Source organism: Nodularia sp. UHCC 0506 (assembly GCF_034931045.1).
In the GTDB taxonomy this organism is placed as follows: Bacteria; Cyanobacteriota; Cyanobacteriia; order Cyanobacteriales; family Nostocaceae; genus Nodularia.
In genome coordinates, this window is sequence record NZ_JAYGHH010000049.1 from 23,676 (window position 1) to 40,076 (window position 16,401).

Genomic DNA, 16,401 nt, shown 5'->3' on the forward strand with positions numbered 1-16,401 from the left:
CATCATTAAAACTTACTTGACCACCAGTAACTTCTTCTGCTGCTGCCGGAAGTTGAGGGACATTAATAGAGCCAAGGACATTAAAATCATCGACCGACATATTAAAACGTTCAAATCTTAGTCCTCCAGTCAAAGATAATCGCTCACTAGCTTGCCAATTCAATTGGCTAAATAAACCTAATGTCTCTAAATCGTAAGGTGGAGAGAAAAAGGCTTCGTCAATTTTTTCAAATCTTGTACCACCACTTGCATCAAATATATTAGGATCAAAAATATCTAAGGGCTGTTCAATAGATTCCTTAGCATAATCTGCTCCCCAAAGTAATCTTAAGTTTGTTGCCAAAGGTGTATTAATACCAAGTCGTGCGCCATATTTATTTGATTCGGTAGTACTATTAGAAACAGACTGAAATATTGTCCGGCGATTATCTTGGGGAATAGTTACAACAGTAGATTCATTAAAAAATGCTTGAAAATTTAAATCACCACTTAAAAAATTCTCATGAGCATAATTTAAATTAATGGTTAAATTTTCTCGACCAGGTAAATTTTCTAATTCTAATCCTCTTTCAAGGTTTAATGGTCTTGATTTAACTCGCTCATTAATTTGATCAACGCTAGGATCTGGTAATGTTGGTGGGTTTTGTTTATCGTCAAAATAATTAACTGTTAGCTGTAATCGTTGGTCAGGAGTAATATTTAAACCTGCTTTGGCTAAGACGTTAAGAGTCTCTAAGTTATCTAAACCTTGTGACCTACCTACGGGAATAATATCTCCTTGGGCATCAAAAATGTTACCAGTTCCTGCGTAGGAAGTGTTGAGAAGATAATCAAAATTTCCTACCCGACCGGAAAATAGTTGTTCAATTCCTGCGCCGAAACTCTGAGAAAAATTAGATAAGGAAATTCTCGGACCAATTTTTAAGTTGGTGGTAGCAGTAAATGTTTCTTCTGTGGGTTGACGAGTAATAATATTGATTACACCACCCCGTGCTTCTGCACCGTAGATTGATGTAGGACCTCGAACAACTTCTACTCGTTCTACTGCATCAGGAGAGATACTACGTAAATCTTGAAAAACGCTCAGGTTGCTAGATAAGGGAACACCATCAATTAAGACTGAAGGTTGACGACCACGTAAGGATTGAGCGCGGTTAGAAGCACTTTGACTAGGTGGACCAAAACCAGGTACAGTATTCCCTAAAATATCTGCAAGATTATTAGATAGTTGTGATTGTTGTTCAATTGCTTCTCGGCGAATAACAGTTGTCGAACGAGGAATATTAAGTATATTTTCTTCTGTACGAGTTGCAGTAACAAATAATTCAATTGGTTCAGTTGCTTCTTCTGTAGGAGTTGTTTCTGCTTCTTCTGTAGGAGTTGTTTCTGCTAAAGTTCCTGGTTTGGGTAAGTTGAAAATAAGTCCTTCAACAGTTGATTCAATATTGATCTCTGGAAATGTGGTTGCCCCCTCAATTCTTACCTGAATCCGCTCAGGAGATTCCTGAACAACGGTTATTTCTGTAATGTCCACAGACGGATCAGACCAAAGCAGGCTTTCTTGTCCTGGTAATTGTAGTTGTGTTTGCAGAAGATCAATTAAAACTGTTCTATCCCCTGAAAAGCTTTCTATAACTTCTATTTCGGCAGAATTAGGTGAGACAATGATCAGTTGCAGACTTTCATCATCGATACTATTTAGTTGCACATCAGTTACAGAAGACGGTGCTGCATGAACCGCAGTTGTCACCAATATTGTTGTGATCGGAACAATAGGATACAAGAAAAAATGTTTGTTCATGAAAGTTGCTCAATGCGACTCTTATACTCTTGAGAGCTAATTGCAATTAATGAATAGAATACTACCATCAATATTGCTATGTATCAAGACAAACATCAAGAAATAATCTCGATAATTGGAGGATAATACGATTTTGCTGGTTTTAATGCTTAAGCCTAGAAGCGGACTAGATAAAAACCAGTAAAGTAGTTGAGATTATTTTCCATTACCAATAGGGCATAGAATATCATAAGTTACACTGCTTAATACTTATTCCTGCCAATAAACCAACTCAAAAAATTGATGCCGTTTTTAACTCCACCGACCCATTGGCGCACATTTATAATTGTCTGGAGTGGTCAAATGGTTTCCACAATTGGTAGCTATATGACTCGCTTTGCACTAACGATTTGGCTGTGGAACTTGACTGCACAAGCAACTCCCATTGCGTTACTGGCATTTTTTACAGAAGTTCCAGCTTTGCTAATTTCTCCATTGGCTGGGGCGATCGCAGATCAGTTTTCCCGTAAAAAGTTAATGATTCTGGGGGATACAGTAGTAGGCTGCTCAACCATGATCATATTGTTACTTTATCTTACGGATAATTTAGAACTTTGGCATTTGTACTTGACAGGTGCGTTTAATGGTGCATTTGCACGTTTTCAGAAACTTGCTTATACCGCTTCGATTACAATGCTTGTTCCCCAAGAGGGTTATACTCGCGCCAGTGGCATGGGTTCTGTATTACATTATGGTTCTGTAATTATTGCTCCAGCAGTTGCTGGTGCTTTATATCCGGTTGTAGATTTATTAGGAATTCTATTTGTTGACCTCATAACTTTTATAGTTGCTGTTACAACTGTCTTATTTGTAAATATTCCTCATCCTGTATCTGCGTCTCCTTCACCCACACAAATCAAACCCCGTTCCTCTATTTGGCAGCAAATTAAATTTGGTTTTGAATATATTTTCACTCGCCCCAGTTTGTTCTCATTGATAATAATTGCAGCCATTTTCCAATTTTCCCATGATATTGGCAAAGCTCTCTATTCTCCAATGATTTTGGCGCGTAGTGGGAATGATACTCAAGTTTTGGGAATAGTGAGCGCAGCAGCAGGAATTGGTGGCATTTTCGGGACAATAGTTATTACTGGATGGCGAATTAAAGGTAAGAAAATTGATTGGTTTTTGTTGAGTATTATGGGAGCAGGTTTAAGTAAAACTGTGTTTGGCATGGGACAAAACTTATTAATTTGGTTTCCCACTCAATTCCTATCCTCAATTAGTTTTCCGATTATGGGCAGTGCTAAACAAGCAATTATACTAACCAAAATAGAAGCGAATATACAAGGGAGAATAATTGCTACTAGTTCCGCTTTAATTGGTGTTGCTTCTCCTCTTGCGAAGTTAATAGCAGGTTTTTTGACTGACCAAGTATTTACACCAGCGATGGAGCCAGGAGGAATCCTAACTAGAGTTTTTGGTGGAATTTTTGGAGTAGGAAATGGGAGTGGAATTGCTCTTTTATATACACTTTCTTCGGTGGGATTAATTATTGTCGGAATATCTGCTTACAGCTTACCTAATCTACGAGAAATTGAAACTTTATTGCCTGATGCTAAGAGGATTTTTTAAAGTTATCCCTTTTATGTCAGTAAGCGCACCGCAACCCAACGCTACAATTTTTTGCACCATTTTAAGTTTGGTGGGTATAGCCCTGGGAGACTTTAACCCACCCTCACCAAGTTTAAGGGTCGATTCTCTTTTCTAAATATTGACCAATCATCAACTGCTCACCAGCACGAGAGATAATTGTTTGTCTAGTGCGATATTTGCTACCAATAAGTTTTAATTCCTCCTCAAATACCGAGCCGTTATATTCAGTTCGCAAACATAATGTTTTAGGGTTAGGGAAATAATATTTAGCGGTTACAGGTTTGGATGTGGCAAAACCGCGATCGCGATATAAAATATTTCCCAAAACTCCAAATAATGTGGAACCTTGAGACTCTTTTTTGTTATTTAGCACATCTGTACTATCCCAGGTGACTTCCGCACCACAGATTAAACTCACAGAATCTGGTAAATCATGTATTTGTCCTAGAGCTTGCAATTCATTACATCCTGGTTCTAAAAAACGGATGCTGATTAAACTTTCCATTTCCTTGATTTCGCCCTCTGGCAAAGTATAGTAGCGTCTTTCAGATCGCCAATGACCTACAGATTCTTGGAAAAACTCTGCAATCTGGGATTCGTCAATGGTTTGTGCAAGTTGTAGCGGTGATGTCACTCTTCGTCCTCGCCTGAGCAAAAATTGGCATTATCTATATAATACATGGAGACAAAAGGCAATTTTTAGTTAAAAATTTTAATATACAGCGAAAAATATCTAGTGAATTTGCCACAGTATGTATATTTATGTAAAATAAGGTATCATAATTGGAGTCTACTCAAATTAACGTTAGTCTAAAAGATTCCGAAAGATGGCTATTTTAGATTCCTCAACTTGGGAACGGAAACTAGATGAGGGATAATATTTATACTATGACTTACGCAATTGTCACAAAAAATAAAATTTTTTGCTTGTAGTCAGGGCTACTCTATGGGAACGCTACGCGAACAGCCCTTATTTTAAGGACTAAAGCCCTCAAAATAAACTTAAAATAATATGCCAGTTGCGTAAGTCCTATATACTAAAATCACATTTTTATTCGGGGCTAGAAAATATTTACTTTTGCATAAGCAGCATAATGGTAAATATTTTAGTGAATGAAACGAAACACTAAAGTCAAAAAACTGTCAGATCGCTTATATATTCATTCTTCTTAAAAATTTAGTAATATCTATCTTAAATTACGGGGAAATATACAGGCTGTTGCAGTTTAAGAAACTCCACTTTAGGCGTAAAATACATGATTTTGGAGAAAAAAATGCCTAAAAAACAGGCAAAATTGCCAAACGATCACGGCTCCTTAAACCAGGTAATTAATCCCCAGTTGCACTCAATCTCAGAAACGAAACAAAAAATAGCAGTAGCAAATCGCCTTTCATTAAAATCCATCCCATACATTACTTTTTTACTAGGTGTTGGACTCTTGACGGCAAGTTGTGGAGCGATGCCAAAAGAGTCTGCTAAAGCGCAATCTCAGCAAGGTAGTCAGGGAGGGCGCAGTAATAATGCCATACCTGTAGATGTTGCGATCGCTCGCACTAGTTTGTTGCGCGTACAATCAAGTTATACAGGTAATACCACACCATATCGCACTGTTTCCTTGCGATCGCAAGTAGAAGGAAGGTTATTAGCTTTGAATTTAGACGTAGGCGATCAAGTTAAACAGGGGCAGAACGTGGGACTGTTAGACGATGCCATCCTTTTAACATCACTCAAACAGGCAGAAGCCGAACTAGCAGCACTGGGATCAGAAGTCGCCAGGGCAGAAACTCAGGTTAGTAATGCCCGTGCAGAAGTGGAAAGAGCGCGATTAGAATTAGTGCAAGCACAATCAGATTCTCAACGGCAACAGGAACTCTTTCAAGTCGGTGCGATCGCCCAACAAACTGCCGAACAAGCCCGAACCCAAGCCAAAACAGCAGCCCAGTCACTACGAGCATCCGAAGACCGGGTACGTACAGAACAGCAAGCCGTCGCCGCCGCCCAAGGTAGAGTCATAGCTCAACAAGCCGTAGTTGCTCAATTTAAAGAGCGCCGATCCTACGCTCGTTTAATCTCCCCCATCACTGGTATAATTACCCAAAGAGTTACAGAACCAGGTAATCTACTCCAACCAGGAAATGAAGTTTTACAAATTGCAGACTTTAGCCGTGTCAAAGTCGTAGTGCAAGTTTCTGAATTAGAACTATCGCAAATTAAAGTCGGACAATCTGTGCAAGTTAGCTTAGATGCTTTTCCCGACGAATTATTAATTGGCAGAGTTACACGCATCTCTCCAGTTGCCGATGCGACGGCTCGGTTGATACCAGTAGAGGTAGTGATTCCGAATAACAATAACAAAATTGGCAGTGGGTTATTGGCAAGAGTCAAGTTTGAACCCCAGACATCACAGCGAGTAGTGGTATCCCAAGCAGCTATTCAAAAAGAAACAAAAAATAATAATTTTGCCGAGTCCACAACAGCTAAAAGCCAGTCAGATAACCGCAATGGTAAAGTCTTTATAATTACAGACACAGAAGGTAAAACTAAGGTGAAGGCGCGTGCTGTAACTTTAGGAAATGAAGCTGATGGTAAAGTAGAAATTTTATCTGGCTTGCAAGCAGGTGAACCTTATGTTGCTCGTAGTGGTAGACCTTTACAAGAAGGTGACACTGTAGTTCTTTCAGTTTTGTCAGAAACCACAAATTAAACCTTAAAAAATCACCCTACTCGGTGTTTTATAGCAACCGCCAAGGTGGTTAGTACATGGCAAAAGTTTCAAACCCAGTCACAGCAAGTATTTTAATTTTGACTTTTGACTTTTGCTACATTAGCCCTTTTATTGGAGATTAGCAATAAATGCAAGAAATACCAAAGGGCGGCGGATTTAGTATTAGTACCATTTCCATCCGCCGACACATCGGCACACTCATGCTGGCTTTAGCAGTAGTGGTAATGGGTGTCTTTTTTATCATCAAAATCCCTGTAGATTTACTTCCATCAATTACCTATCCCCGAATTGGTGTGCGAATAGCTGCACCAGGAATTTCTCCAGAAGTAGCCATTGATGAAATCACAAGACCTTTAGAATCAGCCTTTTCAGCCACTGAAGGTGTATTACAGATTTTTTCCCAAACTCGTGAAGGTCAGGTCAGTTTGGATCTGTATTTTCAACCAGGGGGTGATATTGATCAAGCCTTAAATGATGCGACAGCTTCCTTTAATCGAGCTAGAGGCAGATTACCAGATACTATTGAAACACCACGCTTATTCAAATTTGATCCTTCCCAGTTACCAGTTTACGAATTTGCCTTAACTTCGCCCTCCTTAGATAGCCTAGATTTGCGGGTTTTTGCTGAAGAAGAACTAGTTCGAGAACTCGGTGTTGTCCCTGGAGTCGCATCAGTAGACATATCAGGAGGAGTGAAAGAAGAAGTTCGAGTCAATGTAGATTTGGATCGTTTGCAAGCCTTGGGTGTGGGTTTGACTGATGTTTTGGATGAACTGAGAGATCGTAATCAAGATGTTTCTGGTGGTCGGCTTTTAGGGTCAAATTCTGAGCCATTGACTCGGACTGTGGGGCGTTTCCAAAGTGCAGATGAAATTAAAAATTTATCTTTTGAGGTCAATTCGTCCTCAAATGCCAATACCCAGCCACCAGCTCTAAATCGCCGCGTTTATTTGCGAGATTTTGCCGAAGTTATTGATGGTTCCGAACAACAGCGCATTTACGTTTTACTCAATGGAGAACCATCTGTTAAAGTTAGCATTCAAAAACAGCCAGATGCTAACACAGTGAATGTGGTTGATGGTGTTAAAAAACGTATAGCAGAACTCCAAGCATCTGGTGTATTTCCTGAAGGAACAATACTCACAGCTACCTTAGATGAGTCACAGTTTATCCGCAATTCCATTTCTAATGTTGTGACTTCGGGATTAATTGGGACGGGACTAGCTGCATTTGCGGTTTTACTCTTCCTTGGTTCTTTGCGACAAACTTTTATTATTGTTATTGCCATCCCTTTAGCGAGTTTAGCCGCCATCATCTTAATGGGAATATTTGGCTTATCCCTCAATGTTTTCAGCTTGGGTGGTTTAGCTTTAGGTGTAGGTATTGTGGTGGATAACTCCATCGTCATGTTGGAGAACATTGCCGAGGGTGCAGGGATGACTCCCGGTAAGAATACCAAAACTCGCATGAATTCCCAACAACTGATTCAACAGGCTGAACAAAGTAGTCAGGAAGTAGAGTCAGCTTTAATTGCTTCTACTAGTACCAACTTAGTAGCAGTGATGCCATTTTTGCTGATTGGTGGCTTTATCTCACTACTATTTAATGAGTTAATTCTCACTATCAGCTTTTCTGTGGCCGCTTCAATTTTGATTGCGATGACAATTATACCCATGCTGACTTCCCGCACCTTATCCTGGAAGTTTTCTAGTGGGTTGAGTAAGTTTTGGTTACTAGAAGAATTTAATAGCCGCTTTGATACCGCGACAAACAGATATAAGCGATTTTTGGCTGATATATTGCGCTGGCGATTTTTAACAGTGGCGATCGCTCTCATCATATTCGGTGGTGGTAGTTTGTGGATAGCTCCGCAAATTCCCCAAGAAATTCTGCCGCGAATTAGCACAGGACAAGCCAGATTAAATGCTCAGTTTCCGCCTGGTACGCCCCTAGAAACCAACCGCAAAGTGATGGCGATGGTGGATGAAATCCTCCTCCAGCAACCAGAAACAGAATATGTCTTCACTACAGCTGGTGGTGCGCTTTTTGGCACAAATGTCAATGCTAATCCCCTCAGAGGTACTAGCACTATTACCCTAAAACCAGGAACTAACACAGAAGCTTATATAGAACGAGTTACCAAAGAATTTAACCAGCTGAATTTAGTGGGAATTCGTTTACGCCTTTCTCCCGGTCAAGTACGGGGTTTAATTCTTAGCAACTCTCCAGTTCGTGGTGCTGATGTTGATATCATCCTTCAGGGTAACAACACAGAAAACTTAGAACAAGCTGGTCGAGAAGTACTCACAGCCTTAGAAGACCGCGCCACCTTAGTCAGATTCCGCCCTGATGCTGATGACCGTCAACCGGAACTGCAAATTCGTCCAGACTGGGACAGAGTAGCCAATTTTGGCTTAAGTACTAGAGATATTGGCGACACAATTCAAACGGCCATCCAAGGAAGTGTACCGACCCAACTACAACGCAGTAACCGCTTAGTAGATGTGAGGGTGCAGTTAAATGAATCAGCTATCCAAGAGGTTTCTCAATTAGAAAGATTACCTTTGTTCGTTAACAATAATCGCCAAGTGCGTCTGAGCGATGTGGCGACAATTACTGAAGGACAAGCACCTGGGGAAATTCAGAGAATTAATCAGCGTCAGGTATTCATACTGGCTGGCAATTTAACTGAAGAAGCTAACCTCAGTGATGCTTTCACAGAGGTAGATACAATATTAAATAGTTTAAATTTGCCTGAAGGTGTGAGTATTTTACCCAGTTCGACCGCTGCATCTAATCAGGAATTGCAAAACTCGCTGCAATTATTAGGAGGATTAGCTAGTTTTCTGGTATTTGTGGTCATGGCAGTGCAGTACAATTCACTCATTGACCCTTTGGTAATTATGTTGACCATTCCTCTGGCTTTAGCAGGAGGAATTTTTGGACTTTACATTACTAATACTGCCATTGGTGCAACTGTCATCGTCGGTGCGGTATTGCTGGTAGGTATTGTGGTCAACAATGCCATTATCATGGTAGAACTAGCCAATCAAATTCGTGAACGGGACAAAGTTAACAGGAAAACTGCAATTTTACAAGCTGCGCCGCAGCGCTTACGTCCCATATTAATGACCACCATTACCACAGTTTTAGGTATGTTTCCCCTAGCTTTGGGAATTGGTGAGGGTTCAGAATTTCTCCAACCATTGGGTGTGGTAGTATTTTCGGGTTTGTCTTTAGCCACATTGTTAACACTGTTTATCATCCCTTGTTTTTATACTATGCTGCACGATTTATTACATTGGCGTTGGGCAAAGCCAATTTTAATCCATTTGGGTGGATGGAAAAAAAAGTTAGACTAAGAAGCATTATCTTAGCTGTATAATTGTGTATAATCTAGAACTTTTTTCTGGGTGCAGTGTTTTGCGCCCTTATAATGTATTGCAGACCAACTAATGTCTGCAATTGTGGCTTTCTAAGATGTGATGGCAAAGTACATTTGAGCTTTTCGTACTGGTAGAGTCAGGGACTGAAAACTCACAGCATTCTTGAAAAGACATTACTCATTATGAAATATTTTAGCTGTAATCTGGAATTACCTTGGATCAGACTGTATATTAACATTGTAAAATCAAGCAAATTAACCAAAAATAAGTTTTATTAAGATTCTGCAATATTTTTAAAATACCCAGGAAAAAATCTGGTGTTGTGAAATTGGTGAAGTAAAAAAATCAGGAACCACAGATAAAGATCAATATTTCTGGACTTCACATACAACTTTTTAATTTACACATTCCAAAGGCTTGGGAAAAATATGCCAGAAATGTATTAAATTCAATACCTTGCAGGATAAAGGAAGATGGAATTTTTTAATCAGGTTTCTACTTCTAAGAATCAAGAAAATTTACACCCAGATTTTCAACTGTCTCTGCGGAACATTCTAGAGGGAATCACGGATCATATTTATGTAGATAACAAGCAGTCATTAGATTATTTTTTACGGCAAATTAATGACAATATAGAACAAGAAATACAAGCACGAACAGCACTTTTGCATCAAAGAGTTAATCAGTTAGAACAAGAAATTAATGAATACAAAAAAGCTGAATTAGTAAAACAACAAACTGAACAAAGCTGTCAAAGACATAATATTGCTTTACAGCAACTTGTACAAAGTGAGTCATTGCAATATGATGACTTTCCAACTACCATAAAATATGTCACAGAAGTGGCTAGTCTTGGTCTGGATGTAGAGCGTGTGAGCGTTTGGTTATACACAGAAGATTATACCAAAATTCAATGCGCTGATTTATATGAACGTCCTAGTAATTCTCATGATTCTGGTTTTGAATTATTAGTTTGTGACTACCCTAATTATTTTCAAGCCCTGAAAGAAGAACAAATTATTGCTGTTTCTGATGTTCATCAAGATAGTCGTACTTCAGAATTTTCCGCAAGTTATACACTACCATTAGGCATTACCTCAATGCTCGATGTCAGAATTTGGTCGAGGGGAAAGGTGATTGGTGTCGTGTGTTGTGAAAGTTTGGGAAGTCAGCGTCAATGGACTTTAGAAGAACAAAGCTTTATTAGCTCAATTACTGAATTTGTCCGACTAGTAATTGAATCTAGCGATCGCAAATCTGTAGAAGCGGCTTTAGCTGTCAGCAAAAACCAATTTCGTTTAGTTGTTGAGCAAACCGGACAATTGATTTATGTTTATGATCTGGCTGACCATGACATTCATTGGGCCGGAGCAATTGCAGAAATTACCGGATACACTGCTGATGAGTGGAAACAATTTGATCTAGCTCATTGGAAAGCACATATTCAACATGATGATCTCCCCAGGGTAATATCTACATGGGCATCTGCAATCCAGAACAAAAGTCAATATCAACTTGAATATCGCCTACAAAAAAAAGATGGTTCTTATATCTATGTAGAAGACCGGGGTAAGTTTTTAATCAATCAGATTACAGGAACTGGCTGTATAGCTGGAACCATGAATAATATTAGCGATCGCAAAACTGCTGAAAAAGCTTTACGGCAGTCAGAAGTTAAATTTCGGCAACAAGCTCAAACACTAGAAAAAGCCCTGGAAGAATTACAACGGACTCAAACTCAAATGATCCAGAGTGAAAAAATGTCTTCTCTTGGTCAATTAGTAGCGGGGGTAGCCCACGAAATTAATAACCCAGTGAATTTTATTTATGGCAATATCGCCCCAGCAAATGATTATATTCAAGTCTTACTTAAACTGATTAACTTATATCAGGAATACTATCCCCAGCCAGTTCCTATTATTCAACAAGAAATTGAGGCCATAGACCTAGATTTTTTAAGACAAGATTTACCTAAATTACTATATTCGATGAAAATAGGAGCAGAACGCATTGCTCAAATCGTGCTTTCATTACGAAATTTTGCCCGCCTGGATGAAGCTGAATGTAAAGCAGTTGATATCCATGAAGGCATTGATAGCACTTTGCTAATTTTAAGAAATCGTCTAAAAGATAAACCAGGACATCCCGGCATTGAAGTCATCAAAGAATATGCTAAATTGCCACGGGTAGAATGCTACGCCGGACAATTAAATCAAGTATTTATCAACATTTTAACTAATGCTATAGATGTATTAGAAGAAAGAGATGAAAATCGGTCTTATCAGGAAATGCAGCAATCTCCTAGCATTATTCGTATTTCTACACAGATGCTGAATGAGCATCAAATTAGTATTAAAATCAGCGACAATGGTTTGGGTATACCAGACAAAATCAAACAACTAATTTTCAATCCTTTCTTTACCACTAAACCAATTGGTAAAGGCACAGGCATGGGTATGTCTATTAGCTACCAAATTATTACCAAAAATCACGGTGGTAAATTTTACTGTCTTTCATCTCTAGGTGAGGGTACACAATTTGTGATTGAAATTCCTTTAAAACAACAAATCAAGTTAAAAAGGTAACAAACTCATAAAACCAGTTACTGGAAGGCTTAGAGCTATCAATACTGCCCTAACTAATATGACCCAGCTATCCCAAAATCAAGATTTAATCAAAATAAATTTACGTATATTAGAATTGTGAAAATGAGACTTCCGCGATAAAGTAGTTGTTAACAAAATTTTCCAGGAACTAATTGAGAATACGGTCTTATTTAAGATCGACAAAAAGCTTGAGAAATTTCTTTGCTTCAGAGCAGCTAAAGTCCAATGCAGTCTCAGATAGTTTTTTATTTTCTGAAGCGTCGGTAGATGAAGTTGGTGTTTTGGATCAACTAAAGCGTATATTTTCTCTTTAATCCGAATATTTGTATTTAGTCGGTGGGCAAAAGACAGCTTTTGATTATGAGCGCCAGGCCAAATAGTACGGTAAGCCAAACACTGATTGAGGAAAATTGCGTGACCAAACTGAGCGATGCGAACCCAAGAATCAATATCATCACAAGCATCGAATTGGGAGTCCCAACCATTAGTTTGGCAAAAAGCATCTCGTCTACAAGCTACCTGAACAGGTGTACCAAAGGGTACAAGTTCTAGCAGCATACCGTAGTGAATATCCGTTTGTGGGATATAAAAAGCTAACCCAGGCCCAACTTTGGGAGTACGACTCAGTTCATTGTCATGAATATCCATCTGAGCCGCTACACAGGAACATATCACAGCATCTGGACACAAAAGGATCGCTTTAGTCATTTCTGCTATACAATTGGGAGCCAAATAATCATCATCATCCAAAAACTTAATCCAATCACCACTGGCTTGTTGCACCCCAATATTTACCGTTTCTGCGTGACCTTTGTTAACCTCATTGCGATAATAAACAACCGAATTACCTAAGCTTTGGATGTATTTTTCGGTTTCATCAGATGAACAGTCATCAGCAACAACTACTTCACAAGGTACTGTCTGGTTCAATGCAGATTTAATAGCACGCTTTAGTAAGTTTAAGCGATTGCAAGTAGTTATGACAATACTAAATTTCATAATTTGATGCTTGTGGCATATACTCACACACTATATCCTGTATGTCCAGTCCATTGAAATCGGTAAAATTGTTGATTTTTTCATCTAAATAAGTAGACTGAAATAGGAATATCGATTTATGATTAGTGATTGTGAGTTTTTAAAGTAGAAAGACTATGAGCGCTCAAGAGATTATCCGCTCCATTGAAGCGGAACAGCTAAAATCGAATCTGCCCATCATCTATGTAGGCGATACCGTCAAAGTAGGTGTCAAGATTAAAGAAGGAGAAAAGTTTCGCGTACAACCTTACGAGGGTGTAGTCATTGCCAAACGAAATGGTGGCATTAACGAAACTATTACAGTCCGTCGGGTGTTTCAAGGTATCGGTGTTGAACGGGTATTTTTGCTACACTCTCCGCGAATCGACAACATTAAAATCCTCCGCCGAGGTAAAGTCCGGCGTGCTAAACTCTATTACTTACGCGGACGTGTAGGTAAAGCTACTAGAATCAAACAACGTTTTGACCGTGCTTTATGAAAAGTGCTGAGTTAAAAGATCGCCACCCTAGTTCCTCCTTGGGAAAAGACTAGACTGGTTTCATCAAGTGCGAAAGTGCTGAGTAAGTAAATTTCGGTTCAAAGTATGGGAGAAATTTCTACTAGCAACCTTCTGTTGGTGCTAATTTGTCCCCCCGGCAAAAATAAATTGAAATAAGAGTCGAAATGCGTTATACTAAAAAAGGTTCAGATAAATAACTGAATCCCACGTACTTTGTGCGCTCTTAGTTCAGTTGGTAGAACGCAGGTCTCCAAAACCTGATGTCGGGGGTTCAAGTCCTCCAGGGCGCGCTTAAAAGCAAAAAATATAGCCCGAAAAAACAGCACTCCTGTTAACTTAGCAGATAGCCCTGGTTCCTTTCGGATGTGATTATTTTGTATTTACGATTCGTGATGCGTAAAAGCCCCTGAATTCTATTCGGGGGATATAAGCGAATAACCGAATTTATTCGGTGATGATACAATAAAACTGTTCGCTAACGCGAAATAAAACTCCGGGGTGAACAGCTGATGGGCAGGGCGTTGTCCATTGGGCGAGGTGATGTAAGACGGGCTACGCCTGCAATTGCTGTTTGAACCCAAAATCCCCCGTCATTTATGTGGGGGAGGATGTCAAAGCTTTCTTGCTTTCAGTAAGGATGATGCAATCAAAGCTGTGAACCTGGATGAAAATTAGCAGGATATAGCTTTATTAAAGAAACGGGGGTATTAGACAGTGGCCAAAAAAAATGAAGCAGAAATGCCAGCAAATACCAATACATTCAGTTTAGTTAACTTCTTTCAGGGTACGAAAGAAGAACTGGAAAAAGTGGTTTGGCCAAGTCGCAAGCAGCTAGTAAGCGAATCAGCAGGTGTGCTGCTAATGGTGACACTCTCCGCATCTTTGATATATTTGGTCGATGGATTGTTCGGTTGGGTAGCACAACAGGTATTCTGATGACTTCTGCAACAGACGAACCATATAACTCAGCGTTGCATTCCGAGGAAGCAGCAGAACCAGCCCTTAATGAAGTACGCTGGTATGCAGTACAAGTAGCTTCAGGCTGTGAAAAACGCGTCAAAACAAACTTGGAGCAACGTATCCAAACTTTTGATGTCTCTGACAAAATTGTCCAAGTGGAAATTCCTCACACGCCAGCGGTAAAAATCCGCAAAGATGGCAGTCGTCAGCACACAGAGGAAAAAGTTTTTCCTGGTTATGTGCTAGTACGAATGGTGATGGAAGATGACACTTGGCAAGTGGTGCGAAACACTTCCCATGTAATTAATTTCGTGGGAGCAGAACAAAAACGTGGCGGTAGCAAAAGCCGTGGTCACGTTAAGCCCGTACCTTTAGGTCCATCAGAAGTAGAACGGATATTCAAGCAGACTAGTGAACAGGAGCCAATTGTCAAAATTGACATGGCGACTGGTGATAAGATAGTCGTGCTTTCAGGTCCTTTTAAAGACTTTGAAGGCGAGGTGATTGAAGTCAGTCCAGAGCGAAGCAAATTAAAAGCCTTGCTCTCGATTTTTGGTCGAGATACACCAGTAGAATTAGAATTTAATCAGGTAGAGAAACAGAGCTAACACAAAATGGCGAAGAAAGTAGTAGCGGTCATTAAACTGGCCCTGAATGCTGGAAAAGCCAACCCAGCACCACCAGTGGGTCCCGCATTGGGTCAACACGGTGTGAACATTATGATGTTCTGTAAAGAGTACAATGCCAAAACAGCAGACCAAGCTGGAATGGTAATCCCTGTAGAAATTTCGGTGTTTGAAGACCGGAGTTTTACATTTGTACTCAAAACACCACCAGCATCAGTACTGATTCGCAAGGCAGCGAAAATCGAACGCGGCTCTAATGAACCCAACAAAAAGAAAGTTGGGTCAATTACAAAGGCTCAATTGCAAGAAATTGCTCAAACTAAAATGCCTGATCTCAACGCCAATGACATTGAAGCGGCGATGAAGATTGTGGAGGGTACTGCCAAAAATATGGGCGTTACCGTCTCAGATTAGTCGAGAGTTTAGAGTTATGGGAATTAGCAAAACGCTAAACACTCACCACTCAGTACTTAATTTATCGGGGGAGAGGTAAAGTCTCGTGATTACCCCAGGAGAGAAAAATGGGCAAGAAAATTTCGCGCCGTTTGCAGGCGCTGCTAGAAAAAGTTGAAGATAGGGACTATACACCCTTAGAAGCTTTAAATCTGTTAAAAGAAACCGCAACAGCCAAGTTTCCCGAGGCAGCAGAAGCGCATATCAGACTAGGCATTGACCCAAAGTATACAGACCAACAGTTGCGGACAACGGTGACACTACCCAAAGGTACAGGACAGACTGTGCGGGTGGCAGTTATTGCCAGGGGTGAAAAAGTTACCGAAGCTAGTAATGCTGGTGCTGATATAGTTGGCTCTGATGAGCTGATTAACGAAATCCAACAAGGGATGATGGATTTTGACAAGTTAATTGCTACACCGGATGTAATGCCACAGGTGGCGAAACTGGGTAAATTACTCGGTCCCCGTGGTTTGATGCCATCACCAAAGGGTGGAACGGTGACATTTGACGTAGCAAGTGCGATCGCTGAATTCAAAGCTGGTAAATTAGAATTCCGGGCTGATCGGACTGGTATTGTCCATGTTATGTTTGGTAAGGTATCTTTCTCGCCTGAAGATTTGTTGGTAAACTTGAAGGCGTTGCAAGAGACGATTGATCGCAACCGTCC

At 39.9% G+C, this 16,401-nt stretch carries 11 protein-coding genes, 1 tRNA gene and 1 pseudogene; 10 read left to right on the forward strand and 3 right to left on the reverse strand.

The features are described 5' to 3' along the window. Nucleotides 1-1,801, reverse strand: a 1,801-nt coding sequence (locus VB654_RS20695) for a TonB-dependent receptor (protein WP_323215689.1), incomplete at its 3' end; no start/stop codon positions are given. Between the two features lie 282 nt (nt 1,802-2,083). On the opposite strand from VB654_RS20695, the gene VB654_RS20700 reads away from it, so the two are divergent. Beyond that, a complete protein-coding gene (locus VB654_RS20700) occupies nt 2,084-3,415 on the forward strand; it encodes an MFS transporter (protein WP_323215690.1) in 1,332 nt (443 codons plus the stop codon). A 112-nt stretch (nt 3,416-3,527) separates the two neighbouring features. On the opposite strand, the gene VB654_RS20705 is transcribed toward VB654_RS20700, so the two are convergent. Then, nucleotides 3,528-4,070 (reverse strand): phycobiliprotein lyase, encoded by a 543-nt coding sequence (locus tag VB654_RS20705; RefSeq protein WP_323215691.1) that lies wholly within the window; start codon nt 4,068-4,070, stop codon nt 3,528-3,530. Nucleotides 4,071-4,692: 622 nt separating this feature from the next. Here VB654_RS20705 and VB654_RS20710 point away from each other — a divergent pair. The 3 genes from VB654_RS20710 to VB654_RS20720 all read left to right on the forward strand — a co-directional run bounded on the left by VB654_RS20710 (nt 4,693) and on the right by VB654_RS20720 (nt 12,133). Beyond that, nucleotides 4,693-6,141 (forward strand): efflux RND transporter periplasmic adaptor subunit, encoded by a 1,449-nt coding sequence (locus tag VB654_RS20710; RefSeq protein ID WP_323215692.1) that lies wholly within the window; start codon nt 4,693-4,695, stop codon nt 6,139-6,141. A gap of 149 nt (nt 6,142-6,290) precedes the next feature. Further along, the gene (locus tag VB654_RS20715) at nt 6,291-9,524 is read left to right on the forward strand and encodes an efflux RND transporter permease subunit (protein WP_323215693.1); all 3,234 of its coding nucleotides are present in this window, start codon (nt 6,291-6,293) and stop codon (nt 9,522-9,524) included. 497 nt (nt 9,525-10,021) lie between these two features. Beyond that, on the forward strand, nt 10,022-12,133 hold the full coding sequence (locus VB654_RS20720) for an ATP-binding protein (protein ID WP_323215694.1): 2,112 nt from the start codon (nt 10,022-10,024) through the stop codon (nt 12,131-12,133). A 78-nt stretch (nt 12,134-12,211) separates the two neighbouring features. On the opposite strand, the gene VB654_RS20725 is transcribed toward VB654_RS20720, so the two are convergent. After that, a complete protein-coding gene (locus VB654_RS20725; RefSeq protein WP_323215695.1) occupies nt 12,212-13,153 on the reverse strand; it encodes a glycosyltransferase family 2 protein in 942 nt (313 codons plus the stop codon). Between the two features lie 155 nt (nt 13,154-13,308). Here VB654_RS20725 and rplS point away from each other — a divergent pair, with 155 nt between their 5' ends. From rplS to rplA, 6 genes and pseudogenes are all read left to right on the forward strand, one after another. After that, nucleotides 13,309-13,671, forward strand: coding sequence for a 50S ribosomal protein L19 (gene rplS / locus VB654_RS20730; RefSeq protein WP_323215696.1), 363 nt, complete (start codon nt 13,309-13,311; stop codon nt 13,669-13,671). 238 nt (nt 13,672-13,909) lie between these two features. After that, nucleotides 13,910-13,982, forward strand: a tRNA-Trp gene (locus tag VB654_RS20735). 424 nt (nt 13,983-14,406) lie between these two features. Continuing rightward, nucleotides 14,407-14,628, forward strand: coding sequence for a preprotein translocase subunit SecE (secE, locus tag VB654_RS20740; protein ID WP_323215697.1), 222 nt, complete (start codon nt 14,407-14,409; stop codon nt 14,626-14,628). Continuing rightward, on the forward strand, nt 14,628-15,260 hold the full coding sequence (nusG, locus tag VB654_RS20745; RefSeq protein WP_323215698.1) for a transcription termination/antitermination protein NusG: 633 nt from the start codon (nt 14,628-14,630) through the stop codon (nt 15,258-15,260). The genes secE and nusG overlap by 1 nt, the downstream gene beginning before the upstream one ends. Before the next feature lie 6 nt (nt 15,261-15,266). Beyond that, nucleotides 15,267-15,692, forward strand: a complete 426-nt coding sequence (gene rplK, locus VB654_RS20750) for a 50S ribosomal protein L11 (RefSeq protein WP_272012712.1) — start codon at nt 15,267-15,269, stop codon at nt 15,690-15,692. A 107-nt stretch (nt 15,693-15,799) separates the two neighbouring features. Further along, nucleotides 15,800-16,401, forward strand: a pseudogene (gene rplA, locus VB654_RS20755) (50S ribosomal protein L1); the annotation flags it as partial.